18 protein-coding genes and 2 pseudogenes are annotated in these 17751 nt (G+C 67.7%); 11 read left to right on the top strand and 9 right to left on the bottom strand.

What is annotated here, in order from left to right; all coding sequences use genetic code 11:
* Positions 1-136: 136 nt before the first annotated feature.
* Complete coding sequence (locus ACFVH0_RS16715) at positions 137-2935, bottom strand: hypothetical protein (RefSeq protein WP_385820778.1); 2799 nt, start codon at positions 2933-2935, stop codon at positions 137-139.
* A gap of 732 nt (positions 2936-3667) precedes the next feature.
* Between ACFVH0_RS16715 and ACFVH0_RS16710 the strand changes: the two genes are divergently transcribed.
* The 6 genes and pseudogenes from ACFVH0_RS16710 (at position 3668) to ACFVH0_RS16685 (ending at position 7343) form a co-directional block, all read left to right on the top strand.
* Positions 3668-4291 carry a DUF6000 family protein gene (locus tag ACFVH0_RS16710; RefSeq protein WP_385820777.1) on the top strand — a complete coding sequence of 208 codons (624 nt, stop codon included), beginning with the start codon at positions 3668-3670 and terminating at the stop codon, positions 4289-4291.
* An 81-nt stretch (positions 4292-4372) separates the two neighbouring features.
* A pseudogene (locus ACFVH0_RS16705) lies at positions 4373-4510 on the top strand (IS30 family transposase); the annotation flags it as partial.
* Between the two features lie 17 nt (positions 4511-4527).
* A complete protein-coding gene (locus ACFVH0_RS16700; protein ID WP_385820857.1) occupies positions 4528-4854 on the top strand; it encodes an antibiotic biosynthesis monooxygenase in 327 nt (108 codons plus the stop codon).
* 297 nt (positions 4855-5151) lie between these two features.
* Positions 5152-5439: a transposase gene (locus tag ACFVH0_RS16695; RefSeq protein ID WP_385820775.1), complete on the top strand. Its 288-nt coding sequence runs from the start codon at positions 5152-5154 to the stop codon at positions 5437-5439.
* A complete protein-coding gene (locus tag ACFVH0_RS16690; RefSeq protein ID WP_385820773.1) occupies positions 5436-5762 on the top strand; it encodes a hypothetical protein in 327 nt (108 codons plus the stop codon). The genes ACFVH0_RS16695 and ACFVH0_RS16690 overlap by 4 nt, the downstream gene beginning before the upstream one ends.
* 237 nt (positions 5763-5999) lie before the next feature.
* A complete protein-coding gene (locus ACFVH0_RS16685; RefSeq protein WP_385820771.1) occupies positions 6000-7343 on the top strand; it encodes an endonuclease domain-containing protein in 1344 nt (447 codons plus the stop codon).
* A 246-nt stretch (positions 7344-7589) separates the two neighbouring features.
* Here the strand turns inward: ACFVH0_RS16685 and ACFVH0_RS16680 are convergent, their stop codons facing one another.
* A complete protein-coding gene (locus ACFVH0_RS16680; protein ID WP_385820769.1) occupies positions 7590-7904 on the bottom strand; it encodes a hypothetical protein in 315 nt (104 codons plus the stop codon).
* Positions 7905-8023: 119 nt separating this feature from the next.
* Positions 8024-8290, bottom strand: a complete 267-nt coding sequence (locus ACFVH0_RS16675) for a DDE-type integrase/transposase/recombinase (RefSeq protein WP_385820767.1) — start codon at positions 8288-8290, stop codon at positions 8024-8026.
* Positions 8291-8654: 364 nt separating this feature from the next.
* Between ACFVH0_RS16675 and ACFVH0_RS16670 the strand changes: the two genes are divergently transcribed.
* On the top strand, positions 8655-9104 hold the full coding sequence (locus tag ACFVH0_RS16670; RefSeq protein WP_385820765.1) for a hypothetical protein: 450 nt from the start codon (positions 8655-8657) through the stop codon (positions 9102-9104).
* A 926-nt stretch (positions 9105-10030) separates the two neighbouring features.
* Here ACFVH0_RS16670 and ACFVH0_RS16665 read toward each other — a convergent pair.
* The 3 genes and pseudogenes from ACFVH0_RS16665 to ACFVH0_RS16655 all read right to left on the bottom strand — a co-directional run.
* The gene (locus ACFVH0_RS16665; protein WP_385820763.1) at positions 10031-10399 is read right to left on the bottom strand and encodes a hypothetical protein; all 369 of its coding nucleotides are present in this window, start codon (positions 10397-10399) and stop codon (positions 10031-10033) included.
* 87 nt (positions 10400-10486) lie between these two features.
* Positions 10487-11110 carry a DinB family protein gene (locus tag ACFVH0_RS16660; RefSeq protein WP_385820760.1) on the bottom strand — a complete coding sequence of 208 codons (624 nt, stop codon included), beginning with the start codon at positions 11108-11110 and terminating at the stop codon, positions 10487-10489.
* Between the two features lie 177 nt (positions 11111-11287).
* Positions 11288-11722 (bottom strand): annotated as a pseudogene (locus ACFVH0_RS16655) (MFS transporter); the annotation flags it as partial.
* 528 nt (positions 11723-12250) lie between these two features.
* Here ACFVH0_RS16655 and ACFVH0_RS16650 point away from each other — a divergent pair.
* The 3 genes from ACFVH0_RS16650 to ACFVH0_RS16640 all read left to right on the top strand — a co-directional run bounded on the left by ACFVH0_RS16650 (position 12251) and on the right by ACFVH0_RS16640 (position 14148).
* Positions 12251-12904: a class I SAM-dependent methyltransferase gene (locus ACFVH0_RS16650; protein ID WP_385820758.1), complete on the top strand. Its 654-nt coding sequence runs from the start codon at positions 12251-12253 to the stop codon at positions 12902-12904.
* Between the two features lie 219 nt (positions 12905-13123).
* Positions 13124-13714 carry a hypothetical protein gene (locus ACFVH0_RS16645; protein ID WP_385820855.1) on the top strand — a complete coding sequence of 197 codons (591 nt, stop codon included), beginning with the start codon at positions 13124-13126 and terminating at the stop codon, positions 13712-13714.
* A gap of 17 nt (positions 13715-13731) precedes the next feature.
* Positions 13732-14148: a pyridoxamine 5'-phosphate oxidase family protein gene (locus tag ACFVH0_RS16640; protein WP_385820852.1), complete on the top strand. Its 417-nt coding sequence runs from the start codon at positions 13732-13734 to the stop codon at positions 14146-14148.
* A 373-nt stretch (positions 14149-14521) separates the two neighbouring features.
* Here ACFVH0_RS16640 and ACFVH0_RS16635 read toward each other — a convergent pair whose 3' ends face one another.
* Both ACFVH0_RS16635 and ACFVH0_RS16630 read right to left on the bottom strand, forming a co-directional pair.
* A complete protein-coding gene (locus ACFVH0_RS16635; protein WP_385820756.1) occupies positions 14522-16870 on the bottom strand; it encodes a caspase domain-containing protein in 2349 nt (782 codons plus the stop codon).
* Positions 16867-17208: a hypothetical protein gene (locus ACFVH0_RS16630; RefSeq protein ID WP_385820754.1), complete on the bottom strand. Its 342-nt coding sequence runs from the start codon at positions 17206-17208 to the stop codon at positions 16867-16869. The genes ACFVH0_RS16635 and ACFVH0_RS16630 overlap by 4 nt, the downstream gene beginning before the upstream one ends.
* A gap of 155 nt (positions 17209-17363) precedes the next feature.
* Here ACFVH0_RS16630 and ACFVH0_RS16625 point away from each other — a divergent pair, with 155 nt between their 5' ends.
* Complete coding sequence (locus ACFVH0_RS16625; RefSeq protein WP_385820752.1) at positions 17364-17519, top strand: hypothetical protein; 156 nt, start codon at positions 17364-17366, stop codon at positions 17517-17519.
* On the opposite strand, the gene ACFVH0_RS16620 is transcribed toward ACFVH0_RS16625, so the two are convergent.
* A complete protein-coding gene (locus ACFVH0_RS16620; RefSeq protein WP_385820750.1) occupies positions 17520-17747 on the bottom strand; it encodes a DUF397 domain-containing protein in 228 nt (75 codons plus the stop codon).
* Between the last annotated feature and the right edge of the window lie 4 nt (positions 17748-17751).

Genomic DNA, 17751 nt, shown 5'->3' with positions numbered 1-17751 from the left:
ATTGCCGACCGAACGCAACCGAGGCGAGCCGGGGCGAAGTTTGTCCACGTCGACGAGGGGCCACGTTTGCGCAGTACGAGGGGAACGCGTGGGGCACGCCGCGCCATTGCGGCCAGGGCTTGCCCGCAGCGCCGGGCTAGTTGATGACGCCTTCCTGCAGAGTGCCACCCGCGTAGGAGCTGCCGCCGTCCTTTGCCTTCACGAGAACATAGCGGAGCTTTCCGTGATCCAGCGCCTCCTCCAGGTCGCGCGCCAGCTCGCCGTCCCGCGGGGACTTCGTCTCCCGCTCCTTCATCGCCTCGATGATCGTCTCCACGTACTCCCTGGTCATCTGCTGGACCATCTTGTTCTTGTGACGGCCCTTCCCCTGACGCCAGTCGGGATCCCCCGTTGGCGCCTTGGCCTCGACGATGAGCAGCGTGCCGTCGGGGAGCAGGTACAGCTGGTCGAATTTATCGGCACCATTGGGGGTTTTGGGCAGGGGGATCCACTGGGCTCCCGGGAATTCCTCCGGAATGACGTGGTAGCGTGCCGTGCTCTCGCCGAGCCGCTCGGCTATGCGGCTGTTGTTGGGCGTGACGCCCAGCTCTTTCCGGTAGTTCTTCAGCGCCTTGTCGCGTGTCCGCTCATTGGCCGGGGTTCCATACTTCTTGTACTTCAGTTCCGCGTTGGTGAGATCCACGGACGTCTTGCGATGGTCAGCGATCTTGTCGAGCAGGCTGCTCCGTTTCCTGTCACCGACCGAGGCCGGGCCGAAGAACTTCGCGGGGGACAGCTTCGCGCCGGGAGCCGAGGGCAGCTTGTCCTTGGAGATCCAGTGGTTCTCGTTGTCCTTGGCGAGTATCGGCAGCGTGACGCCGTTCTCCGTAGTGGACTTGCTCCACCGGTGGCCGTCGTCTCTGTAGTTGGCGGAATACCAGACCGGGTCGTACCTGGCCTTCCAGACCATCTCATCCTGGATGTACTTGTGGGGGGCGACGGCACTGCTCAGCAGCTCGTTGCAGGTGAACACGCTGTTCGTACGCTGCGGGGTGCCGTCCGGGCCGGGCGGATAGGTGGTGAACACGGCCGCGTCGAAAGCGGGCCCGCCCGCGCCATTGCAGTGCTTGTCGAGCTTGAGCTTCTTGAACTCCTTCGCCAGTGCCTGCCGGTCACTGCCGGCCAGGACGGTGGCGGCGTTCGGGTCGATGTCGATCCAAGCGACCTTGTCGAAGCCGGGCGGGACCACCCCGGTACCGGAGAGTTCGTTGATCGCCGCCGCGAAGGCCTTCACCACCGCGTCCGTGCCCCCCGACACGGCCTTGCGCTGGATGGTCTGTTTGCCAGTCAGGTTCTGGAGGTCGGCCTTGTACTCGGCCGAGGAACCCTCGGGTTTGTAGGTGTTACCCCAGACGACCTTGTTCCCCGCGCGCGCCAACTCGCCCGCATACTGCAGCGCCCGCCGGTCGGAGAGGGAGAGCTGAGCTGTCTTCGCTTCCAGTTCGGCAATGCCGCTCTCGCCGGAGACTCTCAAGTTGTTGGTGTTCACGACCAGGTCGTAGAACGGCTCGAACGCTCCCTGCTGCTCCAGATTGGCCACCGTCTTGCCGGCGTTGCTGAGCCGGCTCTCGCGGACCTCGGGGCTGGTCCGCGGACCGATGTCGGCCGTCATGGCGTCGAGGAGCTGCAGGACGGGCTTGCCCTTGCTGTCGTTGGCCCGCTCGCCCAGTGGCTCATTGAGCTTGAAACCGCGGCCCATCAGCCTTTTGACGAGCGCCGGGTCGTCGCCCATGACGCTCGCTTCGTAGAAGACCGCGGACCAGCTCACCTGGATCGTCTGGCCGGGCGGTGCCGTATTCGTCGCCGTAGCCGTCAGCGTGCGGTTCCCGCCGGGAGGAACGGAAACAGGACTGTTCAGGGGCGTCTGTCCGGCTACGGTCACTATCACCGTGCCGCCGGCCGGAGCGGTGCCCTGGTTGGTCACGTTCACGGTGGCCGGGCAGCTCGGAGTGCTGCAGAACGATGCCGTGAGCTGTACGGCCACGTCCGTCTGGGCCGCCACACGTTGGCTCAGCGGTTCGGCCTGCTCGTGCGAGGTGTCGACCCTGCGTACGTTCTCCGTTGTGTTCTGCACCTGGGCCTTGTCGGGCTCGCTGACCGCAGACGACAGGGCCGGGGCGGGCGCGGGCTCACCGGCCGCCGTCGGCACGTGACCTGCGGACTGCACATGGCCCACGGACCGTGCGGCACCGTCCTGCGGGCCGGAGCGGAAGACGGCAGTGCGCGCATCCGAGGCGTCCGGCGCAGATTCGGGTGTGGCGGCTCCTTGAGATCCAGCGGAACCCGGCAGGCCGACCGAGAGCGGCCGGTACGGAGGGGACGCACTCACCACGAAGCGCAGGGTGCCGTCGGTCAGTACCTTCGCCGGACGGCCGTTCACCGACGTGGCGCCGCTCTGGCGCCATGTGGACGGCCGCCCGGACGGACCGTCGGTGTCCTTGCCCGAGAGGGCGTCGGCGAGCGCCGTCGGAGTCATCCGGGACAGCTCGGCCAGGCCGATCACCCCCTGCGGCGGGTCGGCCACCCAGGTGTTGGCCAGCGCTTCGGCGCTGCCCGGCTCGTGCTCGAACCACCACTGGCTGTTGCCGCGCAGAAGGGTTCGCTCGGGGCTCACAGCGAGCTCCGCGTATGCCCCCGAGTCTCGGCTCAGGGTTCCGTACGTAGTGCCGTCGCGGGCGACCGTCAGACGGAAGCCGATGATCGCGCCGTTGCCGTTCACCGTGGTCCCCGCATAGGTGACCCCGCGCCAGGCACGCAGGCTCTTCGTGGCCGCCGAGGCCAGCTGCGGGGGCGTCTTCTCGTGTGGCCGGAGCACAAAGGTCATCAGACCGGCGACGAGCACCATGACCAGCGCCAGGACGCCCCAACGCCAGTACCAGCGACTGGAGATAATCAACCGGACAAGCGCTCCAGCCGCCCGGGACGCCCTACTGCCCGCTGGCGGTGGCGAGGTGTGCGGGGCCTGCGGGGGAAGTGGTGGGAACGAAGGGTACGGGGGAAGAGGTGGTTGCGGAGGTGGTTGCTCGGACGGTACTGATGCGCTGTCCCGTGCGTCCACATCTGCCCCCGGTCCAGGGGACCGGGCGACGACCCCACCGGGTCGTGGCGCGATGGTCCCGATTCCCCATTCCTGATTTCCATCCCAATCCCCCTTTCAAACAAGCTTGTTCGCGCCACGTGGCAGGTTCCCGCCGCTCCCTGGCCCTACGGCCACTGATCACCTCACGGTCCAGGCCGGAGTTCGGCCCGAGGAGCGCCGACCCGGGCTGTATCAGCCAGGTTCCAACGACGTCCGCAGCCGGTCAGCGATGTTCCGCCGAACCCCCTCCCAGGCCGACCGCCTGTGCTGGAAGCCCATGATCACAGGCTTGGCGCCAACCGCTGTAATGGAAGCGTACGGAAACAGGGCCGGGAACTCCTCACGCAAACCGTGCAGGAGGGTGCCGATCTCGGCGGCAGGAGTTCCTCGGCCACTTCGAGCGCCGCAAAGTCTCCATCGGTGCATGCGGCCGCGCGTTCGGCACCCCCTGCATTCACGAACACGCCTGTTTCTCTGAACCAGCGATCGCTACTCGGGGCTCTGGGTAAACCGCTGGCAGTTGGGTCCTCGCCGGGCAAAGATGCAGCCATGCGCTATGCCAACACGGACCCCGAGCTCAGGGACCTGGTCCGCCGATTCGTCACGCCCGGCCGCCGGTACATGCGGCTGGGTGGAAGCGCGCTGCGGTTGAGCGGGCCTGAACGCGACCTGTTCGCGAGGGAGCTGGTCCAGGCTGCCCGGGAGATCACTCCCGCTGAGCTCGGCATCCTTCTCGAAGGCGGTTGGCGAGAGTGCAGGACTGCCTCCTGGCTGATTGCCGTAGCCGGCAGGACCGAGTTCCGCAGCCGCATCGGCGAACTCCTGCTGGCCAGCGGAGGCCCCTACGGCGGGGCCTACTGCATCACTCTTGCCACCTTCGGCACCAGCGCGGACGCCGATCTGGTCTGCAGATACCTTGAGCGCTACTTGCCTCGACCCGACCTCGTCTACGACCGGACCTTTGCTCTCAGCACACTGCTTCACCTCGATGCCGTCCTTGGAACCGAGCGAGCATCCCCATACCTTGCCGTCGGCGGCCTGTGGCAGCAGTGGACCGATGCCACGCCGAACACGGTGCGGGATCCGCAGGAGTACCAGCAGGTCGTGGATCAGCTCTGTTCCTTCGCCGGCGAGTGCGCTGAACTCTTTACCAGAACGGAAACCAGGCACTGAGCCTCCCGACGTGACCGCGGGACGGCTGACTGTCCGCCGCCCGCTGGTCTGGCCCGACCCCGCCCAGCGCACCTCCTCACGGGCGCGGACCTCCGCACGTTCAGCCAGGCCGACCTGGTCGCCATCGCCCATGAGCTCAACCATCGTCCGCGCAAGACCCATGGCTACCGCACTCCGGCAGAGGTCCACGCTGACCTCCTGAACAGCGGCAATGCGCTGACCGCGGTTTCTACTCGATCATCGACTACACCGTCGACGGACGCGAGACTCAGGCCGAGCTGGTGAAGGTCTTCGCCGAGATCCAGGATCAGTGGGTGAGCTTCTACCCCGGCTATTGCTCGGCCCGATTCCATGTGAGCACGGACGGCACCCGCGTCTACAACATCGTGCACTGGGCAAGCGAGGCCGACTACCGCAATTTCGTCGAGCGCTCCGAGACCGAGGGCCGGATGGCGGCCATTGAGAAAGCGCTGGAAGGACTCGTCGGCAAGGCCGAACCCCGCATGACCGGAGTCCCCACCTACACGGTCGTGCGTGAAGTGGGACCGCGGACGCGTGACTAGCACTCCAGCCGGACTTCGATGTATGCCCTGGTCAACGGCTTTGGGGCGGGGATTGTAGAGGGGCGGTATCGAGTGCGGCGCGGGTTCGCCCGGCCCGTCCCGCGAAGGACTGACCGCGCCGTGTGCAGTGACAGCGGTGGGACAGCGGTGGGACAGCCATTGCATGTGATTGGTGACGCACCTGCCTCCGTGTGGGAAATAGGGCCGGAAGAACTCTTCTTGCGGATCGGGCACCGCTTTCCCCGCATCGGGCCCAGACGCCGGATGCGGGACTACGTGCGGGGTCCGCTCGGACCCGTGGGGCGCAAGAGCTCCTGGCAACTGGCCGAATTCGACGGGCATTCCACCCCTGACGGGCTGCGGCACCTCCTGGCGAAGAGCCGCTGGAAGGCCGACGAGATACACGACGACCTGCGGGGTTACGTCGCCGAACACCTCGGCGCCGACGACGGCATCCTGATCATCGATGACACCGGCTTCGTCAAGAAGGGCATCGCCTCATCCGGGTGCAACGGGAGCACTGCGGCACCGCCGACGACCGCAGCGCGTGCGTCGCCGTCACTGCGCCGGGCGGCCTGCAGGTGAGGCAGCTGGACGGCGTCCGCACCTTCGAGGACGCCCGAGGAGGTCGGGACCGGATCGTCGAGGTCACCTTCAACAGCCAGGACTCCGCCCAGTTCTCCGATCTGACCGGGCAGGTCGCAGGCCAGCCGCAGCCACGCAACGAGATCGCCGTCGTCATGGGCAACCGGATGCTCGCCAACCCCGTCATCATGCAGCGCTTGGCAGGCCGCACCATCCAGATCGCCACCCATCTCACCACAGCACAAGCCCGGATCCTGGCCGAAGCACTCGGCGCCCGCCGACCCCACGATGACGAGCATTCAGCACCAGGTTCCCGCCCATGAACGTCCAGTGGACGCGGTCGCGCCGGGGGCACCGACTCTGTTGCTCAATTCGTCTGGGTTCGGGGACCGCTGATGCGCGAGGGCGACTTGCCCGGTTCTTGACGTTCTGGTGGTGAGGCTACGGGCACGGGAGGTGCTGACGACCAGATGCTCAGGAATATGGAGTTGCGGGCGGCGGCCCGGCTGACCGAGGCTCTCGGGATCCGTTGCCACGTTGCAGGCCGTTAGCCTGTCGGTATGTCAGAGCGTGTCATGTCCGGTCGTACGGACGGCCTGATCACCCTGGTTGCCGCGGACGCTCTGTGGGTCGATTTGACGGCCGACAGTGCTGTGCCGACGGCTTCTGGGACATTCACCTGCTCTCCTGCCCGTGCCCAGGTGGGGTACGTCCTGCTCGGCGGCCATGTGGTGGCCACGGTGAAGGCGAGCAACGGTCAGTGGAGTGTTCCGGAAGTTGAGGTGCGCCGGGCGGCCGCGGAACTGAACGCGGTTGGGATGGATCGGCAGGACCTGGTCCGCATCGGTCCGTTTCGTGGGGCACCGAGGCAGGAGTGCAACGAGGAAACGCCGCTGCGTTGGCGCCAGCGCATCAAGGGGGAACTGCAGGAGCTGGGCGGCCCCGAGCGGGCAGCACGACGTGAAGTCGGCCGGCCGTACCATCTGGCGGGGATCGACTGGCGACAGATACTCGTGGAGCAGACCCGCGACGGGACGCAGCGCACGTGGTGGCTGCCGCGCGCTGTGGTCAGGCTGCTGGACGCGGCCGAGCACACCGAAACGCAGTGGGTGCAAGCCTCGCGGACCCGCCAGGCAAGCGCAGCCGGCACCGAACCGCCCTCCCACCCCCGGCAGGCCCGAGACGCCGACGGCCGGCAGACGACGAGCCCCGAGGGCCCCACCACCTCACTGCGCCCGTACAACAAAGAGCTGGAAGGCCAGCTGTACTCGGCTCTCAGCAGGAAGCCCGGCACCTCCCGCAAGGTGGCTGGGTGGGCGTGCGCCGTCTGCCGCACTGCGCCCGCAACCGTGCTCGACCACTGCCACGAACACGGCTACGTCCGCGCCCCCGTCTGCCAGTCCTGCAACACACAGGAACGCCCCGACCACCTGTACAGCAATGACATCCGCGTGGCCAACCGCTACACACGCCTCTTCCACACCGACACCGACGACTGGCTCCGCCACTGGCACCGCTGCCCCGGCTGCCGCGCACGCACCACCCTGCCCCTGCCGCACCTCGCCGCATGGACCGCCCGCATAGCCTGCCGATCGCTGCGCCCGACCCACCGCGCCCCCCGCGGGCGCAAGCCCTGCGGTGTCCTGCGCGTGTCCTGGACGGGCAGTCAGAACGCGCCCCGTTCCTGCCTGCTCACTGTCGCCGTCGACTTCTGCCCCTCCGGCGAGCACCGTGTCCTGGCGCGAGTCCCCTACCGCGAAGCCGCCGAGCGGTTTCGTACCTGGTTGGCCGAGACGGCCCCTGCCGTGGCCGCCGCGGCCGGTCCTGACCGCCTGGACGGCCTCCCTGCCCGGTTCCGGCCAGTCATCGCGGACACCAGCGGCGGGGACCTGGAACTGTTCTGAGCGGGCACCGGGAGACCTGACACCCCACCGTCACCTCGCAGCTGCCGGCCCTCGGCACGGTCACCCCGATCAGGAAGCCGCAGCTTCCACTCTGTTCGGCGGGCCGTGCACCAGGCGCTGCCCCGGATGCGAGAGGAAGTGGCCGGTCTGACGGCCCAGGCGCGGCCGCTGATGCCTGCTTACTGGCAGCCGCGCCCGGTGGAGCACCGTTCCGTCCCGGGCGGCTGCCGGTGCCCGCAGGTTGGTTCAGGTCGCCTGCAGTTCCTTGAGCCGGGCCGCGTAGGTCAGGGCGATCTGCACGATCTCGTCCGGGTCGGTGGTCTCCAGCCGGTTCAGGTCGTCCACGGCCTGGTCCCGGGCCGTGCGCCACTCGGCCACCACGTCCGGGGTGTGGCGGCCGAGGTTCCTGCGGGCGTCTACCAGGCGGGCGTTGTACCAGGTGAACCTTCCCCTTCGGGCAGTGGTCCGATCGGGCCGGTGGCGGGTGCCGATCTCCTCTTTGAGCAGTGCGAAGAAACTCTCGGCGGCGGCATTGTCATAGCACGAGCCGGTTCGTCCCATGCTCTGCCGCAGCCCCAACCCGCCTATTTCCCGACGGAGTTCGTCGGAGGTGTACTCCGATCCGCGATCGGAATGTGCGATGCAGCCGGGCTGGAGTCGGCCACGTGCGGCGGCCGACGTCAGCGCGTCGACAACCAGGGGGCGCGGTGGTGATCGGCCATCGAACAGCCGACGATCCCGCGGGTGGCCAGGTCCAGCCAGGTCGCCAGATACAGCCGGCCCTCGTCGGTGGGAACGTAGGTGATGTCACCGACCAGTTTCCGGCCCGGGGCGTCGGCCGTGAAGTCGCTGCCGGTCAGGTCCGCGGCGGGCACCGCCCTCTTCGCAGGACGGGTCAGCGACCGGCGCTTGCGCCGGGTGACCCCGGCGATGTCGCGCTCACGCATGATCCGCTCCACTCGCTTGCGGACCGGCAACGCGCCCCGCACCATGGCGACCGGCGCATCGCCGGCACACAGAACGTCGCCGCCGCACTCCGGGCCAACTCCCGCGACCCGAAACGCCCGCTCGCCCCATATGATCACAAACTGGACATCACGCAACTACGCCAGAGCCCTGGGCGTAGCCGTACCCGTAACCCGGCGGGACAAGGGGAAGGTGAGGGCGCGAATATCGCATGGAGGTATGGGAGTTAACCCTCACGCCGCCTCCACACACACTGATGTCCAGTGCAATGTCACATGGCAACTGCATCCTGAGTGCATCAGTGATGCCTATGAACGACGCCTCTGAACAGGGAGCACTACCCTCATGTCTCGTATCGCTCTGCTCGCCACCGCGGTCGTGGGCCTGGCCTTGTCCGGCGCGGCCCCGGCCACCGCCGCACACGCCCCCACCACCACTGCCACCACCGTGACGTGCGGTCCGTCCGCCCTCCGGGTGGGCTTGTCGACCAAGGTCTGCGCCGAAGTCACCGGCAACAGCGTGCAGTTGTACGGCCAGATAAGCCTGGCGGGCCCGCCCAGCCCGGGCTCCACGCTCCCGGTCAAGGACCTGACCATGACCCTCACCGGCAGCGCCGTCGACGGCACCTCCCTCGGCCACCTGGTGCAGCCGGTCCGTTTCCAGGCCGCGACCACCCAGGTCCGTGGCGTCGGCGGCACCGTCCCCTGCGGCTCGGCCGTCCACGCCGAGTTCACCTCATCCGCCCTCGGCTATCCCTCCAGCCCGGTGACCCTGAACGTTCCGGTCACCTGCTGATGAACGTCCGACACCATGAGCAGGCTGCACGGCCGGAACCGGACGCGGAGCCCTCTTGCGGCAGCGAGGGCGGTTGCTTCGGACAGCCCTTGAATTCCCCGGCCTCCCACGCTGTGCGGCAGATGGCCCGCCAGGGAGCGGCCCGAAGATGAGGTGACCCCGGCAAGGGGTTTCTCCCTGGCGGGCGGGTGGTCGACGGGCATGGTCAACGGGCGTGGTCAACGGGGCCCACGGCGCTGGCTACTTCCCTACGACCCCCTCCGCAACGCCCGGCCCGAGGAACCGCCGGCCTCTCACGCGGGCGCAGTGTCGACCCCGTGCTACGCGGTCGTCCTACACCCCCGCCGAGATGATCGATCCACAGCGGAAGATCCTCGCCCGGGGTGCGGAAACCGCCGCCCGCCACGCCCAGGAGCCGCGCGAGGGCTGAGCGGAGGAGCAGGACAACGCAGGAGCTCCGCCGGATGATCGGGCGGGGCTCTTTCGGCCGGCGGTCTTCATCAATCCGGGCTTGTTCTGCGACGTGCCCCAGCCAGTTCGCCGGCTTCGTCGGCGCGGCCGGTCCCGGGGGTCCGCCGCAGGAACGGGGCGCGGCCGGGCGCGTGCCGAGTACGCCTCGGGCGCGTAGTTCGTCAAGGTCGGACAGGCGCTCTCCGGGAAGAGCGTCGAGCAGGTCGGCATGGGTGCCATGGTGTGCGACGACGGGATTACATGGACGCTTACGTTGCCCCGGTCCAGAGTGTCCAGGCCCGCCGTGAATGACGCTGCAGGGCGAGTGGCCATGACGGATCGCCCCTGCCCACTCCGTCCTGCGCGGCAGGAAACCTGAAGGTCCGCCCTGAAACGGATGCGGGACGGAAAGCCGGATGCCGCCGCGCTCGGTGAGCTGTCCAGGAAGTGGGCGAGGACTGCCACCCGTCCCAGTCCTACGCGGCCGGGGCGCTGGAAGCCGGGCGTATGAGCGAGCTGGAGCAGCTCGGGATGGTGTGATCGGAGCAGAAGGCGGCCTGGGCGGACAGGGGCTGCCGTCGCCAGGGAATACGTTGCGGTGCACGGGCGCTTCCTCCCTCGCTGTACTCCTCACCGATGATCTTCAGCTTCACGCCGCCCATACCGGTGCCGAGGTTCGCCTCGATCCGGAACTTGATGCCGCCCTTGAGGTCCAGGTCGACGATGCCGAGCACGGCCACCTTCAGCGGCACGTCGATCGCATAGCTGGAGCAGGGGATCTCCAGCCCGATCGGGAGAAGCTGACCATGGGGGAAGACACCGAAAGTACCTGCGGGGATGGGCATCCCGCGCCGGGCGACGCGGACATGCTGTCCGAGCAACGATGCGCCGCACTACCTGGCCTTCCTCGGCCTCGCCGCCGCCCTCTGCTGCTACAAGCGACTCCTCCGACTCACTACATAGGACACGGTCCAAGCCTTGGTTGGTGCGGCCGTCCTGGCGGCCTGCTCGATCTTCGCCCAGTGGGCTGCACGGGCTTTCTCGTCGATCTGCTTCTCGTGTTCGGCGCGCACCCCGGTCCGGCCGTCGAGGCCCTCGCGCAGGATGTCGGCGTGCCCGGTATGCCGGATGGACTCGCTGAGGACATGGACCATGATGGCGAACAGGTTCGTGTTGGGATAAGGCTCCGGCCACCACGGCACGTGGCCGGGGACGTCGAGGGGAAGCTCGTTGATCGTCGCGTCCGAGTGTTCCCACGTGCGCCGGTAGAACCCGATGATCTGATCTCGGGTCTCGTCCTCGCTCGCCCACAGATCGCTGCCGTCGGAGTCCTGCCAGCGGGGCAGCGGTTCCGGGGAAGGGCGGTCGAAGACCTCGCCGAAGTACCTGGCCTCGACGGTGGCCACGTGTTTGACCAGGCCGAGGAGGTTGGTCCCGGTCGCCGTCAAAGGTCGGCGGGCGTCGTATTCGGACAAGCCGTCGAGTTTCCAGAGCAGCGCCTTGCGGTCCCGCCGCAGTCTCCCGTGCAGATTGTCCTTCGCGAATTCATCGATCATGCGGCATGAACCTTCCATGAGCTGCTCGTGGTCTCAAGATCCCGTACGTGGTCCGCAACGACTGGCAGAGCCGGGGCTCAGGACTTCTTGCACAATGTGCTACCGGGAATGACTGTCTGTCAGAGAGACATGGGGGTGGGGTGCGTGACGGCTCGCGGCCGACCCGACCTGCGACGGTTACCGCGCAGGAGAACTGCACGCATGCTGATCGGTGCCGTTCTCTGATCCCGTTGAGCAGTCCGGGACGGGGACCGGGGAATCGGGCGGGTGCCAGGTGAGAATCCAGCCGGCGGTAAGCGCCGCCGCGCCGCCTGCCAGGGCGATCGCGCCGCCTGTTCCGATGCCTGCGGCCACCGAGCCGAAGCAGACCGGCCCGACGCCCTGAAGCGTCATGCTGCCGGAGCCGAGGAGACCGAAGGCCTGGCCCTGGCCATCCTGCGGCAGGGCGTCCAGGAACGGCCGTTGCAGGCCGAGACCGTAGGCGAATCCGAAGCCGCAAAGCAGTAGCAGACAGGACGAGACGCCCACTCCGGGCTCGGCAGCGAAGCCGACCAGCGGCAGTCCCATCAGCACGGTCAACGGGACTACCAGTCGCTCCCGGGTGGGCGGCCGGGTCGGCGTAGCGGCCGTCCCGAGGCGGCGTGGGCGATCAGTGAAGAATCGTTGCCTCCCAGTAGGTGTCACCCCCGAAGGCGGGATCTGGCATTCCGGTCGGTTCTTGATCTGCGAGAGCCGTTTCAGCAGGGGGGTGCCGGACCCGGTCACCGAGTTGTCCCACCCGGGTACTGCACGGCGGGCGGGGACGGCCTGGTGGGTGGATCTGGCCGGGCGGGGGGCTCCTCTTCCACCGGAGCCGTGCATCGCCGACTGCGGTCCTGTGGCGGTGAGGCGGGCGGAGAAGCTGCTGAAGGGGGTGACGTGCTCGCGGGCGTGCCGGACATCCCTCACGCGGATCCGTAACGGCGGCCGGGGTTCGGGGCGGCCGTGCGGGTGCTGCGGCGAGCCCATTACGGCTAGTGCCGTGACCGCAGACGATCACCGGCGTGGTGTGACGGCCGGGTGTCGGCAGCGGTGGATGTCGCGCAGGTCAGCTGAAGGTCGTGCCATGGTCTGTCAGTTGCCTGGTCTAGGGTCGCCCGCATGGCTGAGCCCTCCTTTCTGACCGCCGTCCGCGAGTCGTACGACACGGTCGCCGCCTATTACGTCGAACGCGTCCCGCCTCCAGCCGAGATGGACCCGCTGTCACGCGCGATGCTGGCGGGATTTGCCGAACTGGCGCGGACGGCCGGTCTGGGGCCGGTCGCGGACCTGGGGTGCGGCCCCGGACGCGTGACGGCGCACCTGGCCGGGCTGGGGGTGTCCGTCTTCGGCGTCGATCTGTCGCCGGAGATGGTCGGGCTGGCCCGGCACGCCTATCCGAATCTGCGGTTCACCACGGGCTCGATGACCGCGCTGGAGATGAGGGACGACGAGCTCGGCGGCATCCTGGCCTGGTACTCCACCCACCACACGCCCCCGCAGTGGCTGCCGGCGGTGTTCGCCGAGTTCCACCGCACGCTCGCGCCCGGCGGCTACCTGCTCTGGGGAGACTATGTCGGCGATGAGCGGCTGCAGCCGACCCACGGCTATGGCCGTCCGGTGTCCTACGAGTCGTACCTCCTGCCCCTGGACCGCATGGTCGACCTGCTGGACCAGGCCGGACTCGTCGTCACCGCGAGACTGGAACAGGAGCCCGGCGGACGCGTGAACAGACCGCATGCCTGCCTCCTGGCCCGCAAGCCCGAAACGCCCTGACGGGGCTCGTTCCCCGGGGTGAGGCCGCTCGGCTGGACCGCTGACGATTCGGCGTGAACTACGGTCACCTCGCCGGCCAGAGCCTCTCCCCGGTGGCCTGCCTGCTCGTGCTCGGGCTGTTCGTCGGCGTCGGAGAGGAGCTGATGTTCCGCGGCATCGGCGTCCACGTCTTCCGCCGGTCCGGGGCTCACCGAGGGCAAGGTCGCCCTCTACTCCTCACTGGTCTTCGGCCTCGTACACGTCAGCAACGCCTTCGGCGAGGGAGCGCAGGCCATCGTCCAAGCCCTCGTCGTCTCCACCTCGGGCTACTTCTTCTGCCGCTGTCTGCGTGTCGGCGGCATCATCCTGCTCCCGATGCTCGTCCACGGCCTCCGGGACACCAGCCTGATCTCCAACCTCGTGGGAGACATGCCCCAGGCATCCGTGGGCATGGCCCTGCTCATCCTCCTCCAGATCACCCTCATCGTGGTGCTGCTCGTCAAGCGCCACGAGATCGAGGCCGTGCCCCCGGCCCAGGACGATCTGGCCACCGGCCCGAACCCGTCTGCCTCGGGGCCGGTCCGAGCGTCACGCACCCCGACTCAGCACATCGGCCTCGGACCCGAAACCCGTTCGGCTTCCCATCACGGTGACAGCAGACCGAACGGCACCTCCCATCTCGGCCGACACCCATCCCGTCCGTCCAGGAGCGGAACGTTCAAGCACAGCAACCTTGTTCTTCATCTACCAGGCGAGGTCCATCGATGGCTCGGCCCAGGCCGAAGGTCGGGGTGTTCAGCGGTGATCGGAAGGACGAACATGGCGACGTGACGCCTCCTGCCTTTGACATTGACGCCTTCCTCAGTCAGCCGCTCACCGCGCGCATCGCCACCGACGGACCGAGCGTGCGGCCTGTGTGGTTTCTTTGGGAGGAGAGCGCCTTCTGGGTTCTGACCGGGCCGTGGACCAAGCTGTTTCACCGGGTATGCACGGATCCGCAGATCGCTCTTGTGGTTGACGTATGTGACATCGCTACAGGGCTTGTCCGTCAGGTCATCGCCCGCGGCCGTGCCGAGCTTGTTCCTTTCGACATCCCGCGTGGGCGCCGCAAGTTGGTCCGGTATCCGGGCACGGATGAGTCCCGCTGGGATGCACGCTTCGTCCGCTACCTGCATGACAATCCTGATCAGCGCGGCACGATGTGGCTCCGGCTTACCCCCTCGTCCCTGACAGCGCACGATCTGAGCTACACGGCCACTCGCTGAGCTCGTTCTCTGTCTACCAGGATCTGCCAGGTCCGCCGATGGCCTTGAGGGTCTCGGGGCCTTTGACGGTCTTGCCGACGTCGTAGCGGAGTGCCTCGCCCAGAGGGTGAGGCGGAGTACCAGCGGCTGCTGGTGGGGTGGGAGCCGCAGTCCGGGCGGATGTCGTCGCAGCGGCCTGAGCTGCGCGGCTCCGGTCGATTGCCGGTGACGCTCTTTACGATCCGGCCGTGGCGATCGATATCCCTGAAGTTCTGATCATGCTGAACCGTCGACAGCCGTGGTGGATGCCCAGAGTGTGAAGACCTCGCTGGTCCTCATCCTCGAAGGACTCGATTGTCCTCATGCCTCACGAGAGTCTGAAGGGTAAGTGGCATCACCGTTGTCGGGGTGCAAGCACAAGTACGACCGAGTGCAGGATCTCAGCCTTGGCCTGGCTGGGAACCCGGTGGGCGATACGCCGGGCGCGGTCGGGATCGGCAACGGCCACTGCCCTGGCGATACGGGCCAGTGCCTTCCCATGAAAATACTCGTCGGTGATGGTGTTGGCGATGCGTTCGGCCCGGTCAGGATCGTCGGCAGCCACCGCCGCGGCTACGGCGAGCAGCACGCTCTCCTTCGTGGACTTTTTGGCCGCGTGAGCGATGTGTTCGGCCCGGTCGGGGTCGAAGGCGGCCGCCGCAGTGGCGACGGCGGTCAGTGCCGCCGTCCTGGCCTGAAGTCTGAACATGCTGGCGGTCTGTTCCGCCTGGCCGATCAGGCTGGCGGCGTGTTCGGGATCTCCGTCGGCCACCGCTGAGGCCACGGCGATCAGGACTGTCACTTGTGTGTACTTGTCGGTGATGGTGTTGGCGATGTGCTCGGCCCGGTCAGGATGGCCGGCGGCCACCGCCATCGCCACCGCGGCCAGCACACCTTCGCTGAGGGACTCGTCGGTAATGGTGTTGGCGATGTGCTCGGCCCGGTCAGGATCATCGGCGGCCACCGCCATCGCCACCGCGGCCAGCACACCTTCGCTGAGGGACTTGTTGGATGTTGAGCGGGCGATGCGTTCGGCCCGGTCGAGGTCATCGGCGGCCACCGTCACAGCCACCGCGCTGAGCGCTTTGGCCAGGGTGGTGGTCTCCACGGAGAGGAACGCGAACCACCTGTTGTACGGGCGGGCCATCTCGTTGGCGATGTGCTCGGCCCGGTCGGGATGGCCGGCGGCCAACGCCCTCGCCACGGCGCTGAGGGCATCCAGCTTGCGGTACTTGTCGGTGATGGTATTGACGATGCGCTCGGCCCGGTCAGGATCGTCGGCGGCCACCGCCCTCGCCACCGCGGCCAGCACACCTTCGCTGAGGGACTTGTCGGTGATGGTGTCGGCGATGTGCTCGGCCCGGTCGGGATGGCCGGCGGCCAACGCCCTCGCCACGGCGCTGAGGGCATCCAGCTTGCGGTACTTGTCGGTGATGGTGTTGACGATGCGCTCGGCCCGGTCAGGATCGTCGGCGGCCACCGCCCTCGCCACCGCGGCCAGCACACCTTCGCTGGTGTACTTGTCGGTGATGGTGTTGGCGATGCGTTCGGCCCGATCCGGATGGCCGGCGGCCACCGCCCTCGCCACCGCGGCCAGCACGCCATTCCTGGTGTACTTGTCGGTGATGGTGTTGGCGATGTGCTCGGCCCGGTCGGGATGGCTGGCGGCCAACGCCTTCGCCACGGCTCTGAGCGCTTGCCACCTGTAGTCCTCGTTGGCGATGGTGCCCGCTGCCTGCTCCACCTGGTCGATCAGGTGTCCCACGCGCCCGGGGTCGAATGCGTTCGCTGCCAAGGCCACCTGTGCCAGGGCCCGAGTTCTCCACAGTCCATCACCGATCGTGTTGGCGATCCGTTCGGCGTGTGTCAGGCGCTGGGCCACGTCTGTGCCGGCAACGCGTTCAGGTTCCGTGGTGTCAGCCGTCGGTGCGTCGCCCGGCCCATGGCCAGACTGGACGTTGCGGACCAACCCGAGCAGATCGGCGTTGTTCACGCCGCAGCGCTGCGGCAACGGCAGGCCCTCGGCTCGCAGCTGGGTGTGCAGGTGACGGTAGATGTCTCCGAGACTGATCATCGTCCCGGCCGCCGGACTGCCGGCGCTCAACATGGCCAGCAGCCGCTCGGTGAACGCGGTGTGCCGCTCTCCGGGCAGGACCAGCGCCGCTCGATTCGCCGGGGATGAGGTCAGCGTGTAGGCACCGGAGACTTCGATCTCGCCGAGCACCGCCTCGTCGAGCTCGTCATCGCTGGCAAGAGTGTCCCCGATCGCCCGCCCGCTGTAGCAGCTGTCGAGGATCACCACCCGGCTGGTGGCCCTGCTTTGCAGACACGCATCGCGTACCGCCTCAAACGGCACCGCGGTGAATGCCAACTGGTTGTGCCGGGTCGCGGCCAGGCTCAGATACAGTTCCCGGCGCCGCGGGCCGAGCAGCCCGTGTCCGCTGTAGTAGAACAGCAGCAGGTCCTCCGCCTCTTCAGCCGCACGTACCAGCACGTCGCCGACCTGTGCCACACCGGCTGCCGAGGGAACCGCGATGCAGTGGAAGGGGTTGAAGCCGCCGAGCCTTTCGTCGGTGAGTACCTGAGCCAGATCGCTGATGTTGTTGGCGATGGCCGGTACGTTCTCCAGCTGCGGGTCTTCGTAGTAGGCGGGCCCGACCAACACGATCCTCGAACGGGCGGGATCGATCACTCGCTCGGTCATTCGTCCTGCCCGAGGGCCTCTCGCAGCATCGCCTCGACATCGCTCACACGCTTGGCGTCGATTTCCACCGTGCGTCCGTCCGGCCTGCCGGTGACCTTGATCCGCACATCGGAGCGGCGTGGCAGAGCCAGAAACGCTTTGAGCGACGCGACCAGCACGCTCAACATCCCACCGCTGCCGACAGCGACTACCAGAGCGTCGGTCACCGCCCCGAGTTCGCCTGGCCTCGGCGTGGTGTTCTCGCTGACCAGGCCCCTGAGTTCGGGCTCCTGACCGAGCCAGTCGGAAAGCTCCGCAAGTCCTTCGGCCGGGTCGTCGCACTCAACCAGCACCCACATGGCAGGCCTCCCTCGGCGCAACATTTGATGTGTGATCAGTATGGCGTCGTTGTTGGCCGTGAAAGAAGCAGGCACATGCGATTTTCTGCATCCCGTACCAGCCGAGTCGGCGCACTCCCGGTGCGCGCCGCCGCCTGTCACCGGCCACCTCCTCCATGCTGGCCTGCCTCGAAGCCCGTTTCCAGGCCATCCTGGGCAACTTCACCGACAGCGAGGCAGCTGCCGGCCGGGCCGAGAACGCCTTCACCGGCAGCGTCCCCGGCAACGAACTCGGTCCGAGACCGAGCCTCCAGGGGTCGCCGATCAGTTGATCAACTCAGACAAGAGACACGCTGTTGGCGCCGGGCTGTCCTTTGATGTGGTCGACGAACGTACTGCGGGGACGCCAGCAGCACGGGCCCGTCGGGAACCTTCGAGTCGCGCACCTCGGTCCGATCCCCGCTGAACCGGGCAACCTCCACGCAGAAGCTGTCCTCACTGAGGCTGTAGGAGCTCTCGTGCCATGTGGTGATCTGGAGGGGGAAGGGATGCGAAGTCACGACG

This window comes from Streptomyces sp. NPDC127117 (assembly GCF_042677325.1).
GTDB lineage: Bacteria > Actinomycetota > Actinomycetes > Streptomycetales > Streptomycetaceae > Streptomyces.
The sequence above is the reverse complement of the archived record's forward strand: the minus strand, read 5'-3'. Positions and strand labels throughout refer to the sequence as shown.